Annotated in this window: 10 protein-coding genes; 1 reads left to right on the forward strand and 9 read right to left on the reverse strand. The window is 61.0% G+C overall.

The features are described 5' to 3' along the window. Positions 1 to 42: 42 nt before the first annotated feature. Positions 43 to 2,592 (reverse strand): ATP-binding protein, encoded by a 2,550-nt coding sequence (locus N2603_RS27700; protein ID WP_260384621.1) that lies wholly within the window; start codon positions 2,590 to 2,592, stop codon positions 43 to 45. Between the two features lie 127 nt (positions 2,593 to 2,719). Continuing rightward, the gene (locus tag N2603_RS27705) at positions 2,720 to 3,958 is read right to left on the reverse strand and encodes an acyl-CoA dehydrogenase family protein (RefSeq protein ID WP_260384622.1); all 1,239 of its coding nucleotides are present in this window, start codon (positions 3,956 to 3,958) and stop codon (positions 2,720 to 2,722) included. Positions 3,959 to 4,827: 869 nt separating this feature from the next. Here N2603_RS27705 and N2603_RS27710 point away from each other — a divergent pair. After that, the gene (locus tag N2603_RS27710) at positions 4,828 to 10,320 is read left to right on the forward strand and encodes a trifunctional serine/threonine-protein kinase/ATP-binding protein/sensor histidine kinase (protein ID WP_260384623.1); all 5,493 of its coding nucleotides are present in this window, start codon (positions 4,828 to 4,830) and stop codon (positions 10,318 to 10,320) included. Positions 10,321 to 10,529: 209 nt separating this feature from the next. On the opposite strand, the gene arfA is transcribed toward N2603_RS27710, so the two are convergent. From arfA to dhaK, 7 genes are all read right to left on the reverse strand, one after another. Next, a complete protein-coding gene (gene arfA, locus N2603_RS27715) occupies positions 10,530 to 12,074 on the reverse strand; it encodes an arabinosylfuranosidase ArfA (RefSeq protein ID WP_260384624.1) in 1,545 nt (514 codons plus the stop codon). A gap of 73 nt (positions 12,075 to 12,147) precedes the next feature. Further along, entirely contained in the window at positions 12,148 to 12,936 is a 789-nt protein-coding gene (locus N2603_RS27720) for an ABC transporter ATP-binding protein (RefSeq protein ID WP_260384625.1), read from the reverse strand. Then, on the reverse strand, positions 12,933 to 13,964 hold the full coding sequence (locus tag N2603_RS27725) for an ABC transporter ATP-binding protein (RefSeq protein ID WP_260424269.1): 1,032 nt from the start codon (positions 13,962 to 13,964) through the stop codon (positions 12,933 to 12,935). The genes N2603_RS27720 and N2603_RS27725 overlap by 4 nt, the downstream gene beginning before the upstream one ends. Then, complete coding sequence (locus N2603_RS27730) at positions 13,964 to 14,827, reverse strand: ABC transporter permease (protein ID WP_260384626.1); 864 nt, start codon at positions 14,825 to 14,827, stop codon at positions 13,964 to 13,966. Before N2603_RS27730 ends, N2603_RS27725 begins: the two co-directional genes overlap by 1 nt. Next, positions 14,827 to 15,831, reverse strand: coding sequence for an ABC transporter permease (locus N2603_RS27735; RefSeq protein WP_260384627.1), 1,005 nt, complete (start codon positions 15,829 to 15,831; stop codon positions 14,827 to 14,829). The genes N2603_RS27730 and N2603_RS27735 overlap by 1 nt, the downstream gene beginning before the upstream one ends. A 74-nt stretch (positions 15,832 to 15,905) precedes the next feature. Continuing rightward, entirely contained in the window at positions 15,906 to 17,804 is a 1,899-nt protein-coding gene (locus N2603_RS27740) for an ABC transporter substrate-binding protein (protein WP_260384628.1), read from the reverse strand. A gap of 767 nt (positions 17,805 to 18,571) precedes the next feature. Next, positions 18,572 to 19,555: a dihydroxyacetone kinase subunit DhaK gene (gene dhaK / locus N2603_RS27745; RefSeq protein WP_260384629.1), complete on the reverse strand. Its 984-nt coding sequence runs from the start codon at positions 19,553 to 19,555 to the stop codon at positions 18,572 to 18,574. Positions 19,556 to 19,582: the final 27 nt, after the last annotated feature.

Here is a 19,582-nt window from a genome sequence, read left to right on the forward strand (position 1 = left end):
ATCAAGATCGAACGAAAACGCAGCAAGTACAGTTGCCCAGCTTTATCGGTCGGCTGACGAGGACCCTGCACAGCGCAGGACTTCCTGGAGGCTTCGCGCCAGATCTACAGAGCGAAAAGGTTTGCGTATGATCGGAAACTCATCCACGGCATCATGTCGTTGCAACACATCCCTCGCGTAACCCGACGTGAGCAGTATCTTGATGCCTCTCCGCAGTCGCCTCGCTTCGCGAGCAAGCTCAACTCCGCTCATACCTTTTTGCATCACGATATCGCTGAACAAGAGTTCAAATTCCTGGTCGCTCTGAAGGATCCGAAGCGCCTCCGCACCGCTTCGGGCACAAGAAACCTGATAGCCATGTACGGTCAGCATTTCCGACGTGACTTCCAGAATATCGTCGTTGTCATCGACCAACAGGATTCGCTCCGAGCCGGTTGTTATAGGCTGAGCCTGTCGGGTTTCTTCCTCAGGTTCAAGTTTCTGCGTGGCCTTAGGCAGATACAGAGCAATCGTGGTTCCCGCTCCAGGTGCACTTTCAATGGTAATGTGTCCTCCGGACTGTCGGACAAAGCCATAGACCACGCTGAGGCCAAGCCCGGTCCCCTTGCCGACCTCCTTGGTCGTGAAGAAGGGCTCAAACACCCGATCCAGCACTTCAGGAGACATCCCGCACCCGGTGTCTGTGACGGACAGCCTGACGTAGGCCCCCGCCAAACACACCGCAATGGCGCCCTCTTCCGCTACGATGTTCCGCGTTTCGATCTGGAGCACACCGCCATCTGGCATGGCATCACGTGCGTTCAGCACCAGGTTGAGGAGAGCGGTTTCCAGCAGCGACGGATCAACCTGGCACAGCCATAATTGATCATCGGTCCGCAGCTTGACTTCGCATGCCGCCCCGACGGCCTGCCGAACGAGCCCCTGAAACGCGGAAATGAGCCGGTTGGCGTTGACCGCCTTTGGGTTCAATGTTTGCCGCCGTGAAAACGCCAGAAGCTGCGCTGTCAGTTCCGTCCCCCGGTCAATGGCACGCTGTGCGGCCGCGGCGAACTTGCGAACCTTGCCGACATCCGTGGCCGCCTCGACGAGTTCGAGATTCCCGGAGACCACCGTGAGCAGGTTGTTGAAGTCGTGCGCAACTCCGCCAGTGAGCTGGCCTACGGACTCCATCTTGTGGCTCTGGTGCAACTGCTCCTCGGCCAGGCGGCGCGCCTCCAGGGCATGCTTGTGTTCGGTGATATCTCGGAGAAAAATTGCGACACCCTGGCTGGAAGGAAACGCATTGATTGCGTACCAGATTTTCCGGAGCGGGCAGTACACTTCGGCGAACGCCGGATGATCCTCTGACACTTTCTCCCGAATTTGGTGCAAGATTTCCCTGTCACGGTCGCCTCGAAACGCCTCGAACAGAGTCATGCCGATGATATCGCGGCCCTCGGCGACCTGTGCCCAGGCCGGCCCGTTGATATAGCTGACGCGCCAGTCCCGATCGATGATGACTACGCTGTCGTTTGTGCTTTCAAAGATCGTAGTGATCCGGGCAGCCGCCTCCTCGGCTATCTCCTTTGCCTTGGACAATTCCTGCTCACGGTGCTCCAACGCGTCCGCCATGGTGTTGAATGCGTCGGCCACCCGCGCGATTTCTGCATTTCCGCTGATGTCTACGCGGCGCGCAAATTCACCGAGCCGCCATTGGTTCGCGGCATCGACCAGCTGCCCAAGCGGGCGATGGATCAACTGCCGGGCGCCCAACGACACCAGTGCCAACACCAGCGCGGTGCTCAAGAGGATCAGGAATGTGTCGCGCAGCGTTTCACGTTGGATCTCGGCGAAAGCCTGCGCCTTGTCGAGGCCGAAGCTGACGACAAGCCCGCCGGAGTCCTCCTGAAGGGCGGAGTAGCCTTCGATCCGCTCGACGCCATCGACATCGACGATATCGACCGCGCCGCGGTCGTCCACCGTCAAATGTTTGTCACCGGGCATCTTTGTACCGACGAACCGGTCGTTGTCGGGGTAGCGGGCAAGATAGGTTCCGTTGCGGTCCTTGACGGCAAGCGCGACTCCTTTCGAAGCCCCCTTTTGAGTGATGTGGTCGGCGAGCCACTCCAGGCCCAGACTCGCAGCGACAACGCCGCCCATACTCCCATTCTCGTCGTAGAATGGCAGCGCAAACAGTATGACTTTCCGGCCTGACGCCAGACCTATCGAGAATTCTCCGACCGCGAATGCACCGGTCGCGAGCGCTCTCGCGAAGTAGGCGCGCTTGGAAACGTCAATCTGCTTTTGATCGCCGGTGTGGCAAAAACTCACGCCGTTCAAGTCGGTCGCGAAGAAGGTAATGAATGCGGGAAACCGCTCCTTCACCGCAGCGAGGTAAGTCGTGCATCCCAGGCTATCCCTCGACTTGATCTGTGGGAGTTCCGACAGCGCGATCAGGACCTGACGAATTCCCTGGACGATTTGTTGCTGGTCTGCCGCCGCGAGCTTGGCCAGGCTGAGCGCATGGTCCTGCACTTCGAGTTGGCGCGCGCACCGACGATCGAATTCGTTGTACGCCTGGAGCGCGATCGCCGGCAAAAGCGCGACAGCCACCAGCAGGAATAGCCTTGACAGGAGAGTCACTTGCGATCTGGCCCCATTTGCGATCAGCCGAAGGGCGACCGTCGCGGCCCCAATGCTTTCCGGGCACGCTGGCGTTAGGGGTCGCTGCTGCCATTTCTTACACCATTGCCCCCTTCTGCGGCTGGCCGCAGCGGAGCCGGCCGTAGAGTTCGAGGCTTGTTGAAGGCACCAGCAATCCGTGCAAAGCCGCGACCCGAAGATCGCACCAGGTGTGCCCCATAGGATCGGCAGTTCCCGCAGCCGATCCGCCATAGGCCGATGCGAGCGTGTCCGCCGCCTCCATGATGAGGCGAACGGCAAATGCGATGTCGCGACGAATCCGGGCGCGATCGAGTGTTGACATATACTCACCCATAGACTCCGCATTGCGATCGAGGGCTTCGGCTGCGCGCTGCACCAGCACATCCGCCGCATCGATTTTTGCGGTAATTTCTCCGATCTGCAAATGCGTCACGGCGGATTCGATTCTCTTTTCGTTGAGGCCGTAAATCATGCGGCCGGGCAAGCGATCAAGGAAGATGTCAACGGCAGTTTGTGCAGCGCCCAGAGCCGGGAAGAACTGCGAAATCGTTAGCAAGGGATCAGCAGCGGCGCGATACAGCGGCGCTGTTTCCGACGCTTTTTGAGTCTCACCAGCGAGCAATGCAGAGGCCGAAGTCACAAGCTCTTCGGCCACAAAGACGTCTTTGACAATCACGCCGGAACTGCCAGTGCCGCTGAGACCCATTGCGTCCCAATCGTCCAAAATTTTGACGTCTTCGATTGGCACGAGAGCGAGGCCGTGGTCGATGATATTTCCAACGTCGTCTGCCAGGGGTATCGCAAGCACATCCCAGTTGGCATGATGGACGCCGGAATTGAAAGCCCATCGACCTTCCTCTATCACATAGCCTCCGGGCGCTTTGCGCACCGTGGCCTTTATGACGGACGCAGCGACGCACCCGCGGAAACCGCCGGGCGTGGCGGACAACCGGTCTTTGACGTCTTTCGGAAACAGCGCATAAAGGATCCATGCAGCGTTGTTCATCACCGCCGCAACCCAGCCAACGGATAGATCTCCGCGTCCCAGCTCTGTGATCGCGGCCTTGCTGGCCTTAACGTTTGCTTGCAAGCCGCCGTAGTTGCGGGGCGTCGACAGCCCAAACAGTCCGTTCGCAAAGAGGCGATCGAAAAGATCGTGCGGGATTCTGCCGATCGTGCGGATTTCATTCGAGCGGCAACGAAGCTCCGGTACAAAATTGCGAGCACGAGCCACAACTGTTTCATCCACCCCCGCCGATGAATCGTAACTGGTATCGGCACGATCTCTGCCATTCGTCCTATGATACACCTTCACTTCTTGTTCTTGCGGAAGCTCAACTGCGTGTCGGTCTATCATTGCGCACCTGTTCTTTCGGGAAATAGCTGCTGTTGACGAGTCAGTGCGCCACGAACACTCCGTCGCGGCAGCCGCCTTGCTCGCCGATGTGCGCAGGTATGAGGCGACGAGCCGGTCACAGCATCGTTTCAGCTCGGACGAAGCGCGTTACAACTGTGACCAATTCCGATTTTTTGAAAGATTGGAGACCTTGATCGCTCGCCTACAAAATTCGGCAGCGATCGGATCGTCTCGTTGACGGAACTTCCAACAGATAAACGATCGTCGGCAAGTCAGGCTGGTTCGCCAAGCGAAAACTAGATCGGCTTCTCAGTCGCGGGACTGTCCTGTTGGATCGCGTCAAGCCCGACCCCCGGCATCGAGGCCGATGAAGAGTGGTCCACTTTACGCCAAGAGCTGCCCGGGCCGCTGCATTCGCTCGCCGTTTGGTACAGATCTCGTTCAAGTGGTCGCTCGCAACTATCGTAGCCGCCGCCACATAGACCCATGCACTCCTCAAAGTTGCCATGATGCGCGGAAGCAGACCTCTGCTGCATGCCAAGATACGACAATCCGTCCGCCGCTCGCATGGGCTTCGCATGATTGCGCGGAGGCGGAAAGTTGACGAGATTGAGGTAAATGGTACTCTGACCCGCCCGGTTTAGCCATCGAACCAGGCGCGGGAATAAAGGCGAGGGGTTCGGCCCCATCGTGTCACTCGCGTCTTACCCCTCATACCTCGGACGTGCAGAAACGAAGATTCGGTACACATCGGGGCGGCTCTGTAGAGGATGATACGGCGGACCGGGCGAGCCCTATTCGGCTCGGCCGCGGCATGGTTTACCGGCATGAACCTTTCATCGTTTATGGGCGCTGGCTGGGTCCAAGGTCCGCAGGTTCTGTGCGACGAGGAAGGGATTCTCCTGTGCCGAACCCGCCGCGAAAGCATCGACAGTGAGCGACAGGTTGTGTTGGCCGTCGTTCCGGCTGCGGAACATCCAACGCAGCATAGCCTTGATCGGCTCGCACACGAATTTGCGCTGAAGGACGAACTGGACAGTGCCTGGGCGGCGAAGCCGCTGGAGCTTGTGCAAAATCGCAGCCGCACCATTCTTGTCCTCGAAGATCTCGGTGGCGAGCCGCTCACCTGGCTGATGGACGCTCCTATGGAGATGGGGAGCTTCCTGCGCCTGGCGATCCAGATTGCCGCGGCCCTGAGCAAGGTCCACCAGCGCGGTCTGGTGCACAAGGATATCAAACCAGCAAATATCCTGGTCAATCGCAGCAACGGCAGCGTGCACCTCACCGGCTTCGGCATCGCGTCGCGCCGTTTACGCGAACGGCAGTCCCCGGCCCCGCCCGAGTCGATCGCCGGCACATTCGCTTACATGTCGCCCGAGCAGACCGGGCGCATGAACCGCTCGATCGACTCCCGAAGTGACCTGTACTCACTCGGCGTCACGCTTTACCAGATGGTCACCGGCTCGCTTCCATTCACCGCGTCCGATCCGATGGAGTGGGTGCACTGCCACGTCGCAAGAGAGCCGGAGCCGCCGATCAAGCGATCCGGGAACATCCCCGCTGCGGTTTCCAGGCTCATCATGAAGCTGCTCGCCAAGATGGCCGAGGAGCGCTATCAGACTGCAGCCGGCGCTGAAAGGGATCTTCAGCACTGCCTTGCGGAGTGGGAGCTTCGACGGCACACCGACGACTTCCCGCTGGGCCAGCACGATACGCCCGACCGGCTGCTCGTTCCCGAGAAGTTGTACGGAAGAGCGCACGAAGGCGCGATGTTGCTCGCCTCGTTCGAGCGCATCGTCAAGAACGGCACGCCCGAGCTGGCGCTGGTCTCGGGATATTCCGGGATCGGAAAATCCTCTGTTGTCAACGAGCTCCATAAAGTGCTCGTGCCCTCGCGTGGGCTTTTTGCATCGGGCAAGTTCGACCAGCACAAGCGCGACGTCCCTTACGCGGCGCTCACCAAGGCGTTCCAGACCCTCGTCCGGCCCCTCCTGGGGAAGAGCGAGACCGAGCTGAACGAGTGGCGCCATGATCTCTTGAGCGCGCTCGGTCCAAACGGACAGCTCGTCGTGGACCTGATCCCGGACCTGAGGGTCATCATCGGCGAACAACCACCTGTTCCCGAGCTGCCGCTCCAGCACGCGCAAGGGCGCTTTCACCGCGTGTTCGAGCAATTCATCGGCCTCTTTGCCCGATCCGAACATCCGCTGGTGCTGTTTCTCGATGATCTGCAATGGCTCGATATGGCGACGTTCGAGCTACTCGAGGATCTGCTGACCCGGTCGAATCTGAAGCATTTGATGCTGATCGGCGCCTATCGGGATAATGAGGTGGATTCCGCTCATCCCGTGATGCGCATGCGCGAGGCCATCAGGACACGGGGTGGACGGGTCGTGGAGATCACGCTCGCGCCGCTCGGCCGCAGGCATCTCGGCCAGTTGCTTGAGGACGCACTTCACTGCGAACGCCAGCACGCCGCACCGCTGGTGCAGCTCGTGCATGAGAAAACCGGTGGCAACCCGTTCTTTGCCATCCAGTTCATGTTTTCGCTGGTCGAGGAAGGACTGCTCGCGTTCGACCATGATGCAGCGCGCTGGTCCTGGGATCTCGATCGGATCCACGCCAAGCGATACACCGACAACGTCATCGACCTCATGCCGGGAAAGCTCACCCGGCTTCCCGTCGCGACGCGCACGGCCTTGCAGCAGATGGCCTGTCTTGGGAATATCGCCGAGGTCGCGGTGCTTTCGATCGTCCTCAGCACGTCAGATGAGCAGGTCCACGCAGACCTGTGGCCTGCCGTCCGCCAGGAATTCGTGGAGCCTCAGGCCGACGCCTATCGGTTCGTCCACGACCGCTTCCAGGAGGCGGCCTACGCACTGATTCCGGAGGAAGAACGGGCTGCGGCCCATCTGCGCATTGGCCGACTGTTCGCGGCACGAACCCCATCGGGAGCAATCGAGGAAAATGTCTTCGAGATCGTGAGCCAACTCAACCGCGGCGCAGCCTTGATCACCGCGAGCGAGGAGCGCGTGAAGCTGGCGGAGCTGAACCTGTTGGCCGGCCGGCGCGCCAAGGCGGCGCCCGCCTTTGCCATGGCACTCGCTCACTTCGCCGCCGGAGAGGCCATGCTCCCGGAGGATCGCTGGGAGCAGCATTACGCGCTTAGCTTTGCCCTGGCGCTAAAGCGGGCCGAATGCGAGTTCGTCGCTGGTGAGCAGGCAGCGGCGAAAATGCGCCTTGCCGAGCTGGCGAGCCGCGCAGCCGCTCTGCCCGATCTCGCGGCCGTCACGCGGCTCCGCATGGAGCCCAGCGATCGCGACGTCGAAATTGCTCTCGACTATTTGCGCCGCGTCGGCATCGCCTGGTCCGCGCACCCAGCATCGGAGGAGGTCGGGCGGGAATACGAGCGGATGTGGCGACAGATCGGTGAGCGTCCAATCGAGGCCCTTCTCGACCTGCCCCGGATGGCCGATCCGGTCGCGCTCGGAACGATGGACGTTCTCACGGTCCTGGTTTCACCTGCCTGGTTCATCGACGAGCGCTTGCGCCGTCTCATCATCGGACGGATGGCCAATCTGAGCATGGAATACGGCAACTCCGACGCCTCCTGCCTCGCCTACATCGTGCTCGGCACCGTGCTTGGCCCCGACTTTGGCGACTACGCTGCCGGCTACCGCTTCGCCCAACTCGGCCTCGACCTCGTCGAACGACGGGGGCTGGATCGGTTCAAGGCTCGCGTCTATCTTGGCTTTGGCAGCTGGACGCAACATGTGAGGACGGGCCGCCCTTGGCTCCGGCGCGCCTTCGACGCCGCGCAGCAGGTCGGCGACATCAACTACGCCAGCTTTACCCGTCACCATCTCTTGACACATCTTCTCGCCTGCGGAGATCCACTCGCCGACGTGCAGCGGGAGGCCGAGGCCGGGCTCGATTTCGCACGCCTGGCGCGCGTTGAGCTGGCGGCCGATCGAATTGCCGGGCAGCTCCAGCTGATCCGGACACTGCGCGGTCTCACCACGAAATTCGGCTGCTTTGATGATGCCGAGTTCAACGAGCTTCAGTTTGAACGTCGGCTCGAGGCGGAGCCGCATCTGGAGCAGGCCGGATTCTGGTACTGGGTGCGCAAGCTTCAGGCTCTGGTCCTCACCGACGACCCCGCTGCGATCGCGGCGGTGGCGCAGGGCGATCGGCTCCTGTGGACCTCGAAAGCCCTCTTCGACCGCGTCGAGTTTCACTTCTATGCTGCGCTGGCACAGGCTGCATTCGGCGAGGCCGCAGCGGCAAGCGAACGAGCCCCGCATCTCGATGACCTGGCGAGCCACTATCGCCAGCTTCAGCAATGGGCCGAGATCTGTCCAGAGGATTTTGCTGACCGTGCCACTCTGATCTCGGCGGAGATTGCGCGCATCGAAGGTCGCGAACTCGATGCGATGCGCTTCTATGACCGCGCGATCGCCTCGGCGCGCGCTAGCGGATTTGTTCAGAACGAGGCGATCGCAAACGAACTGGCCGGACGCTTCTACGCAACGCGCGGCTTCGAGAAGATCGCCTATGCCTATCTACGCGATGCTCACTACGGATTTCTCCGCTGGGGAGCTGACGCCAAAGCAAGACAACTCGAACACCTCTATCCTCACCTCCACGTTGCAGAGGACCCCAGGTCCGCGGGGAGCCTGACCGCCGGGCACATGGACGTCACAACCGTGGTGAAGGCGTCTCAGGCCGTCTCCAGTGAAATCGAGCTGCCGAAGCTCATCGGAACACTGATGAAGATCGCTCTACAGAACGCAGGCGCTGATCGCGGCTTGCTGATCCTGTCGCGACACGATGACTTCTGGATCGAGGCGGAGGGCCAATCCAAAGGCGACGAGTTTGCGGTTGTGATGCACCGGACACCCCTCTCCGCACCCGATTGCCCGGAGGCATTGCTGCGCTACGTCATTCGCTCGCAAAAGCCTCTCATCGTCGATGATACGACGCAGCCTGATCCACTCTACAGCGAAGAGTACGTCCATCGACGGCGTCCCAGATCGATCCTCTGCCTGCCGCTCATGAAGCAAGCCAAGCTCATCGGGTTGCTCTATCTGGAGAACACACTGACGACCCACGCCTTCACGCCCGATCGTGTTGCGGTGCTTGACCTGCTGGCCGCTCAGGCAGCGATTTCTCTGGAGAACACTCTCCTCTACCGCGATCTTCAGGAGCGCGAGGCCCGCATCCGGCGTCTCGTCGATTCCAACATTATCGGAATATTGTTCTGGGACGGCAGCGGCGATATCAGCCACGCAAACGATGCCTTCCTAGACATGACCGGATACTCCAGGCAGGAACTGGTTTCGGGCGCGGTCCGCTGGAAGGACATGACCCCGGCGGAATACTGGAACGAGGACACGCAGCGGATCGAACATCTCCGGTTGTGGGGGCAGATCGCGCCGCGTGAGAAGGAATTCCTCAGAAAGGACGGAAGCCACGTTCCTGTTCTCATCGGCTCCGCCTCGCTGGCTGGATCCGATGACGAATACGTCTCCTTCGTCCTTGACCTGACGGAACGCAAGCGGGCGGAAGCCGAAGCGCGCGAGAGCGAACGGCGCTATCAGGGAATGCAGCTTGAGTTGGCGCACGCGAACCGGGTCGCCACTATGGGTCAGCTTACCTCTTCCATCGCCCATGAGGTCAACCAACCCATCTGCGCTATTGCCTTCAACGCGGGTGCGGCGCTGAACTGGCTGGCTCGGACGGTGCCCGATATCGAGAACGCGCGGTTATCAATACGTGAAATCGCCGACGACGCCCATCGCAGCGGTGAAGTGATTGGTCGGATTCGTGAACTCTTCCAAAAAGCGCCGCCGCGAAAGGAGCGTGTGGATCTCAACGAGGTGATACGGGAAGTGCTCGTTCTAACCCATAGCGAAGCGCTGAAAACCGGCACTTCGGTGAGGATCGAACTTGCGGAGACTTTGTCGCCGATCGAGGGGGACCGCGTGCAGTTGCAGCAGGTTTTGCTCAACCTGGTTGTCAACGCAATCCAGGCTATGGCCACTATCGAAGGGGCAAGAGACGTGCTCATCACCACCGCCGCGACCGACGCAAACATCGTGCTGGTCCGAGTCGCCGATTCCGGGCCAGGCCTCGATCCACAGACGCTCGTGCATGTTTTCGATCCATATTACACCACCAAGCCTGACGGCTTGGGCATGGGACTTGCGATCTGCCGTTCAATCATCGAGGCCCATAACGGACGCTTGTGGGCGAGCGACAACCAGGCTCGCGGGGCCGTGTTTCAGTTCACGTTGCCAGCTCAGCAGGGGGCGACCTGAGGTGGGTTTCGTGGCAGAGCAACACGGTCGACAGTGAATTCATGGGCATCTACCCGGCCTAAGCGTCGACATCATTCTCATCCTTAGCCCTCGCCTCCGCTCCGACTGTCATGAGCTAGGCGGGTCCCTCTCGGTTCCGATTTGCCGTCGAAGTTGGGCGTTTCCTCAGTCTAAGGGCAGCAGGTCTGTCAACTAGGATCTGCAGTCTGTCAGTGCACCGACAAATGAATCACGTTCCATGACGCCGGGCGTAGATGCACTCGTAGCAGGTCACCTTCGATGGTCGCCTCCTGCAGCGGCGTCGGCTTCACCCGCTCCGGCGCGTCCTTCGTATTTGTCGCATGGAGATCGTCGTGGCGCAATTCAATCGCCTGGGAAACAACGAAACGGCCAAAACCGCGTGCCTCGACATTGACCTGCATATCCCGCTTCAGGTCTCGGTTAAGTAAAAAAATCGAAAGACCGCCGCCCTCTCCTGCAACTGCCGCGACCTTCAAATAAAACACGTTGGACACCGGGAAGGTTAGCTCCTGCGCGCCTCGAGGATCATAGTAGGACGAATCGTAACTGTCGGACTCAACCTGCGTGCGCAGGACCTTGCCGCGGCCGAAGCGGCTCATATGTGCGAAAGGAAAGAAGATGGTCTGGCGCCACGCGCCTCCGCCCGTATCGGTCATGATCGGCGCGATGACGTTGACGAGTTGCGCAAGGCAAGCGACCTTTACCCGATCGGCATGATTGAGCAAGGAAAGGCAGGCGCCGCCGAAGGCGAGCGCATCTTCCATCGTATAGATTTCCTCGAGGATCGGCGGTGCCACCGGCCAACCTTCCTTCACCCGGTCGGCCCGGCTGCGGCGCGTGCGATACCAGACGTTCCATTCGTCGAAGCTCAGCATGAGACGCTTGTTGGAACGCCGCTTGGCTGCAACCGCATCGGCCAAGGCGACGACCTCCTCGATGAAGCTGTCCATCAGGTCGGGACTTGCGAGAAACGATGCTGTGTCCTGCCTGTAATTGTTGAGATAGGTATGGAGCGAAATGTAGTCGACATGATCGAAGGTGTGCTCGAGGACCGTATCTTCCCACTGGCCGAAGGTTGGCATGTTGCGCCCCGACGAACCGCACGCAGCAAGCTCGATGGTCGGGTCCACCCAGCGCATCATCTTAGCCGCTTCGCTGGCGACCGCACCGTAGGCGGCGGCGCTCTTGTGCTCCATCTGCCAAGGTCCGTCCATCTCGTTGCCGAGGCACCACAGCTTGATGTCATGCGGCTTGTCCCAGCCGTGCTTGCGTCGCAGCTCCGACCAGGCCGTTCCACCCGGATGGTTGCAGTATTCGACCAGGCTGCGCGCCGCATCGCCGCCGCGGGTGCCGAGATTGACCGCCATCATCGGCTCGACGGCGGCGGCCTTGCACCAATCGACGAATTCGTTGGTGCCGAAGCCGTTCGGCTCCGTGCTGAACCAGGCAAGGTCCAGGCGCGCCGGCCTCGCCTCCAGCGGCCCGACGCCGTCCTCCCAATTGTATCCCGAGACGAAGTTGCCGCCGGGGTATCGAATGAGAGTCGGGCCGAGCTCCTTTACCAGCGCCAGCACATCCCTGCGAAAGCCCTTCTCGTCCGCGGTCGGATGGCCAGGCTCGTAGATGCCGCCATAGACGCACCGACCCAAATGCTCGATGAACGCACCGAACAGGCGTGGATCGGTGTGACCGATGGCGAAGTCGCGGTCGATCAGAACGCTTGCTTTCCTCATGCTCTTCTCTCGGGTGCCCCGGGGCTGGTGTAGTTCATGCTAGGTATTTCTGCCGCGGCTCGGGAGCCTCAGGTTATAGCACGGCTTCACGCAATTGGCGCGTATAGGGATGCTGCGGCGCCTTCAGCACCATTCTCGCATCGCCGCTTTCGACGACGCGGCCCTTCTGCATGATCATGATGCGGTCGCTGATGTAGTAGGCCGTAGCCAGATCATGCGTGACATAGATGATCGATATCCCAAGATCGTCCCGCAGTGTCTTGAACAGATTGACGATGGATATGCGCAGCGACGCATCGATCATGGACACCGGCTCATCCGCGACAATCAGTTTCGGCTCGGCTAGAAGTGCCCGGGCGATTGCTGCCCTTTGAAGCTGTCCGCCGGACAGCTCGTGCGGGTATCGATGGCGTACCTCCTTGAGCGAGAGCCCGACTTTGTGCAGCGCGTCATCAACGGTCGTTTCGGCTGCCCCTTCGCCGGCCGTACCGGAAAACCGGCGTCGCGTCATGAACAGATATCGATCGAGCCGCTTCAGCGGATTGAACGACTCAAAGGGATTCTGAAAGATCGGCTGCACCTTGTGCATGAACGCCATACGACCGGCGCTGTTTCGAATGGCAGCAAGGTCGATGCCATCGAGCACCAGTTTGCCGCTGGTCGGCGTTTCAATGTTCAGGATCATCCGTGCCAGCGTCGTCTTGCCGCTCCCGGATTCCCCGATGATCGCCAAGATCTCTGGTCGCCGGGCGGCAAGCTGGAAGCTCACCTCGTTCACCGCAGCGATCTTCTGCCTCGACCATAGCCCTCCCCGGACGAAGGTCTTGCTGACCTCGGAGATGTCGAGGAGCAGATCGTTCATGCCCGGCTGCCTTGGTTGACGGCGAAGCAGGCAACGCGATGCCCGGTGTCGGCTTCCAGCATGGCAGGGACCTGGCGCTTGCAAATCTCGGTTGCGAGCGGGCAGCGCGGATGGAATCGGCATCCGGGCGGGGGATCGGCGAGATTGGGCGGGGCGCCGCCAAGTCCCTCGCGGGGAGCATCGTCGCCGATGCGCGGAAGGCTGGAAATGAGATGCCTGGTGTAAGGGTGAAGCGGATTCCGGAAGATCTCCGCAGTTGCGGCCTCTTCCACAAGGCGCCCGGCATACATGATGGCGAGGCGGTCGGTGATGTGCGCATGCACGCCCATGTCATGGGTGACGAACAGGACCGACGAGCCGCTCTCCCGCTGAATGCCCCGGATCATGCCAAGGACCTCCTTCTGCACCACCACATCCAGTGCGGTCGTAGGCTCGTCGGCGATGATGAAATCAGGACGGCACAGCGTTGCGAGCGCAAGCGTGGCGCGTTGACGCATGCCCCCGGAGAGCTCATGCGGGAAGGCCGCCAGCACCGATGGGTCGAGCCTGACCTGCGCCAGATGGGCGATCACCTGTTGCTCAAACTGCTTCCGGCTGCCGCCGATATGCGGATATGCGAAATCGACGAACGCCGATCGGACACGGCGAACCGGATTCAGCACGTTCATCGATCCCTGCATGATATAAGACAGATGCCGCCAGCGAATCCGCGCGACGTCCACCGGCGGCGCGCGGTGCAATCCGCCATACCCGGGCAGGAATGCAAACTCCACGCTTCCGCCCACGATCTCGAGCGGCGGTCTGATCGCCCCTGCGATGCTCTTGATCAGAGTGGTCTTGCCGGAGCTGGACTCTCCGGCAAGCCCGTAGATCTCGCCACGACGAACAGCGAAGCTGACGCCATCGACCGCTTTGACGCCGCGCCTGACACCGAAGTAGCTGGTCCGGTAATGGGCCTGGAGGTCGCGAACCGAAAGAATCGGTTGGGCGTCTTCGGGCACGTGCGGCTGCTGGGCGATGGCGCGCATCACGAGGCCTCTCCGACGCTCCAGAGGCGGCTTCGTGGATCGATGTAGGCGTTCGCAGATACCGCGAGCAGGAAGAGCCCGATAAACGCCATGATCACCGTGATGGTCGGAAAGGCGATCCACCACCAGACTCCTGCCACCATTGCGGTGTGCTGGTTGGCCCAATAGATCATGCCCCCGATCGTCGGCGTGTTGATGTCGGTGAAGCCGAGCACCGCGAGCGTCACCTCAAGTCCGATCGACCACACCATGTTGTTCATGGTCGTCGAGAATATGATCGGCATGACATAAGGCAAATGCTCCTCGGTGAGGATCTGCCGTGTGCTCATCCCGGAAAAAAGGCTGGTCTGGGTGAATTCGCGCGCCTTCAGGCTCATGACCACCGAACGGATCAGCCGGGCGTCATAGGCCCAGCCGAAACAGGCCATGATCAGCGCAAGCATCAGCCAGGAGATGCGGTCGCGCATCATGAAATAGAACAGCACCAAGATCGGGAGCAGAGGAATGACGATGAACGTATCGTTTACCGACATCAGGGCGCGATCGATCCACCCCCCTCTGTAGCCGCTGATGAGTCCGATCACGAGCGCGAACAGGCGGCTGATCAGAGCCACCGTGCATCCGAACAACAATGTATTTCGGATGGCGAAGCTCAATTGCCAGAACACGTCCTGGCCGCGCGATGTGGTGCCGAACCAGTAGGTCAGCGTCGGCGGCACGTCGGGCGGCACCACATACACGCTCTCCGGCGGATAGGGCGAAAAGCTCGCCAGCACGGACAGCAACAGAACGAAGACGACCAGCACGGCCCCGATCCGGAATTCAGGACTGTCGCGCAGCAGATCGCGCAGAAGTACGATCATCAGCTGACCTTCACCCTGGGATCGAGCAACGGATACAGAAGATCGATGGCGAGCACGCCGATCGACACGCCGAGGATCGAGATGGTGGTCACGCCGAGGACAAGCCCGTAATCTCCGGCATAGACGGCGTCGACCAGGAGCGAGCCGAGACCGGGATAGCCGAACACCTTTTCGGTGATCACGGCGCCGTTGAAGATTCCGCCCAGCGACATGGCGAGCCCGGTCACCTGCGGCACGAGCGCGTTACGCATCACGTAGGATGTCAGGATACGCCAGGATCTCACGCCGGCGAGTTCGGCATAGACGACGAAGTCCTCGGCCAGGACATTGGATACCAGCGAGCGCATGCCGAGGAACCAGCTCCCCACGCCGATCAGGATCAGCGAGAGCGCCGGCAGGATCGCGTGCTGCAGCACACTAACAACGAACTCGGGGGTAAATGCCTGGGGCAGATTCATCGCCGAGCCGCCGGTGATCGGAAGCACCGGCCAAAGGAAGCCGAAAACGATCAGCAGGAGCATCGCCAGAATATAGTAAGGAATCGGATGGAGGCCCATGGCGATCATCCCCATCAACTTCAGACCGCGGCTCTGCCGGTAGTAGCCGGCAAGTCCGCCCAGCAGATTTCCGAGCCCCCAGGCGACAAGGGTCGAAACCGCGAGGAGTCCCGCCGACCAGGGCAGCGCTCGCCAGACCAGGGTGGCCACGGGAGTTGGAAATGCCGACATCGAGGGACCGAAATCGGCGCGAAGGATCCGCTTCCAGAACAGCAGGTATTGCTCAACGGGCGTACCGCTGAGACCATAGAGCTCACGCAAGGAGTTGCGCATCTGCTCGATCGCTCCCGGGGCGGTGTTGCCATAGGAGGTCACTGCCGAGATCGATTGCTCGACGGGATCAATTGGCGAAGCATGGGTGACGACATAAGCGATATTGATGCCGATGAAGACAACCAGCAGAAACTGACCGAACCGCCGGCCCACATAGGCGAGGTATCCCCTCATGGGTGCACCTGGGATGTCCGCCAAAGTCGTTCATCCAAGCACGGCACATGCGGTCGCATTTGTGTCATCGCATCCTAACTGGCCGGCTTCAGCCTGACGAACATGTAGCGCGAATTGCCCCAGTTCGGCACTGGATTGGTGTAGGGATTCTCCGAGGTCGGAAAGCCTGTCCAGTAAGTCTGGTCCATTGCGGTGAACACGTTGTAAGCCATCAGTGGTATGGTGGGCATCTCCTTCACGGCGAGCTTGACGTACTCCTTGCCGAGCTCGATCGATTTCGGATCATCGAAGCCGACCGTCCGGATCTCCTCGATGATCTTGTCGAGCGCGGGATTGGACCAGCGCTGCCAATTGCGGAGCGGCTGCGGTTTTCCTGGCTCGGCGATGAACTGCGACTGCCAGCTGTCGAGGAAGTAGGACAAGTCCTGGTGGCCGCCCCAGGTTTCGACGCTCCAACCGATGAAGGTGTCGAAATCGCCGGCCGCCCGCCGCGTGGGCAGCGTCCCCTGCGCGACATCGATCTTGGCATCGATGCCCGCCTGCTTCCATAGCTGCACGATCATCGTTCCGGCGCGGGTCATCACCGGGCGCAAATCGCCTTCGACCATGACACGGACGCTGAACGGCTTTCCGTCCGCCGTGATCCAGGTGCCGCCCCGCTTGCTTAAACCGGCCTTTTCCAGAAGCTCCTGCGCCGCCTGCGGGTCGGGCTTCCACCAGCCCCTGCCGAACGCCTTGGCGATCTCCGCAGGATCGGATGGGATCTGCTCGCTCATGGACGGCCGCAGCATGTCGGCAATCTGCTTGCCGATCGTGGGGTCATACGGCTTGATCTTGCGCTTGCCGGTATCGATCTCGAATGCCTTGACCCACTCTTCCATCGGCCCGTGATAGGTCGCCGGGTGGGTTCCGGTCGGTGGCACACCGATCGCCGATATGGTGGCGGCACCGCGATAGGCCGCCATCGCCACGGCCTTGATGTCGATCAACAGCGCCAGCGCCCATCGCACATCCGGGTTCTTGAAAGTCTCATTCTGGGTGTTGAAGATCACGGCGGGAAGCGTCGGGTCTGGGTGGCCATAGGGGAAACCCTTGAACCATGCCCGCGTCGCCCTGCTCTGCTTGGCAAGGGCGAACATGCCCTCCGGCGCAATATCGTGGATCACGTCGAGCTCGTGGTTGAGCTGCGCGATCACCCGCTTCTCGGGCGGTCCGGGATCGACATAGGCGAGATATTTCGGACCGGGCTTCCCGAAACGCGCAAGCGTGGTGCGCGGCCAGTCGTCCCGGAGCTGCCAAATGTACCATTTGCCCTCCGGATCGTAGCTGTGCAGCACGTAGGCGCCGAGAGAGATTGGCTTGTTGAAATCGAATTTGGCGGGATCTTCGACCTTGTCGAAGACGTGCTTAGGCAAGATCCACACCGCCCCCCAGCGCACCGTAAAATTGGCGTGGAAGCGCGAATTGGGCTTCTTGAGCTTGAACACAACCGTACGGGCGTCCGGTGCATCAACGGATGCGACGTTGCTCGCCAGCACTGCGCCGAAGCGCATGCCCGGATTTTTGATCTGCGTCGCCACCGTCGAGACGACATCGTCGGCGGTGAATTCGACGCCGTCGCTCCAGAAGATGCCGCTGCGGAGCTTGACCGTCATTTCGGTAAAGTCGGCGTTGTATTGCGGCTTCTCGGCAGCCAGCGAATTGTCCCAGACGCCGTCGAGGCCGCTCTCGGGATCGATGTACCAGAGCGTATCGAGCGCGACCTGCTGCAATCCGTTCGACTGCGATCCGGCATTGATCGCCCAGATGTTGAACCAGCCGGCGTTCTTGACGGTTCCTTCCGGGTTTTCCAGGATCAGCAGATCCCTTCTCGGGATGTTTTGCGGAACGCCCTGCGCATGGCTCGGCGCCAGCGCGACCAGCAGCGAGCCGAGCGCGCACGCAATCGGCAGCAATGCTCGAATGCAGCGCATCATGTCCTCCCGGCGCGGTTTGTCTCGACGCGTTTTGGCTCGATGCTAGAGGCGCCAAAACCGATGAACAACAGAAATCTTATGCCGCAGGGAACATGGGCTGCACGCCCCGCTGTGCCTGCCCTGTCCGGCTTGGGAAGATCGGCTATCGTGGGCAGCATGTGGCGACCAGTAGAGACCGCCATCGGGGGGCGGACCCGCCATGCGTAGCTTCGTCCTCTAGATGGTGTGGACAGTTACGTCAGCCAGAGCAGAGTTGCGGCGATAGCGACGAGCTACTCCGATCCCAGGTTGCCGCATCATTGATCTAATGAGCAGCAAGTTTGGCTGCGCGAATGCGTGGCCAAGAAGTGGCGGTTTCTGCGACCGCGCCGCCCACTTCAGAACGCTTGCTCATGTTAGATGTCGTAGGGTTTTTCTTGATCTTCCGGTGCACACGTCGTGCACACACAGCCTTCTAACCGATTGAAAAACTTGAACTCTCGGTCCAATCCATCATGGGGGCGACAGAAAATCGATGAGACAGCATGGAAACCATATAGACGTTCAAGTCCTCGCCGGGAGTAGCGGATTTCGCGGCAGCAGCGGGCCGGACCCAGGGGGCGCGAGGCAATCCAGCTTCGTCGCAGGGACGGAGCAAGCGGCAGCATCGCGATCCTCCAACACACCTTTCAAGGACACACCTCGACATTCTCGCGGCGGGTTTCGCCCGAGCCTTGCATCTTCGCTTTGCCCTCTAGGCCAACAGGGCACAGGGACGACCGCAATCACCATTTCAATGCCGCCGTGCGCACAGGATGGTCCCAGAGCGCCGTCGTTTCGGTATCGAGCAGGCTGACGGTGAGCGAGCACCCGGCCATGTCCAGCGAGGTGACGAAGCTGCCGACCAGCGAGCGAGCGATGCGCAAGCCGCGCTTCTCGAGCATCCGGCGCGCCGCGTTGTACATCAGATAGAGCTCGATCGTTGGCGTTCCGCCAAATCCGTTGACGAGCAGGAGGGCCTCGGCTCCGTCGCGCGCGTCGAGATCCTGCGCGATGGCCGTCGTCATCTCGTCCGCGATCACATCGGCTCGCTCCAGCTTGACGCGGCGACGACCCGGCTCGCCGTGAATGCCGACCCCCATCTCCATCTCGTCCTCACCGAGCGCAAAGGTCGGCGTGCCAGCGGCTGGAACCGTGCAGCTCGTCAGCGCCACCCCCATCGAGCGCGTGCGCGCATTGACGCGCTCGCCGAGTGCAACGCAGCCCTCGAGGTCAGCACCCTTTTCGGCGGCCGCGCCGACAATCTTCTCGACGATCAATGTGCCCGCCACGCCGCGACGCCCGATACTGTGGGTCGAGCTCTCGACCGCGACGTCATCATCCGTCACGATCGTGGCCATACGGCCCTCAGCAATCTCGGCCGCCATCTCGAAGTTCATGCGATCTCCCGCATAGTTCTTGACGATGAACAGCACGCCGGCGTCCCCCACAACCGCCTGAGCAGCCTCGACGATCTGGTCCGGCGTCGGCGAGGTAAAAACCTGTCCCGGGCAGGCGGCGTCGAGCATGCCATAGCCGACGAAACCGGCATGTAGCGGCTCATGCCCGCTGCCACCGCCCGACACGAGCGCGACCTTCCGGGGGCTTAGCTCGCGGCGTCGCACGAATTTCCGTTCCGGTCCGAGCGCGACGAGATCGGCATGCGCAGTCGCAAACCCGTCAAGGCTTTCCGCGAGCACGCCGTCGACCGAATTGATGAACTTCTTCATTGTCTCCTCCCCGCTTCCTGCCCTTTT

Origin of the sequence: Bradyrhizobium huanghuaihaiense, from assembly GCF_025200885.1 — a bacterium.
Lineage (GTDB): Bacteria > Pseudomonadota > Alphaproteobacteria > Rhizobiales > Xanthobacteraceae > Bradyrhizobium > Bradyrhizobium huanghuaihaiense.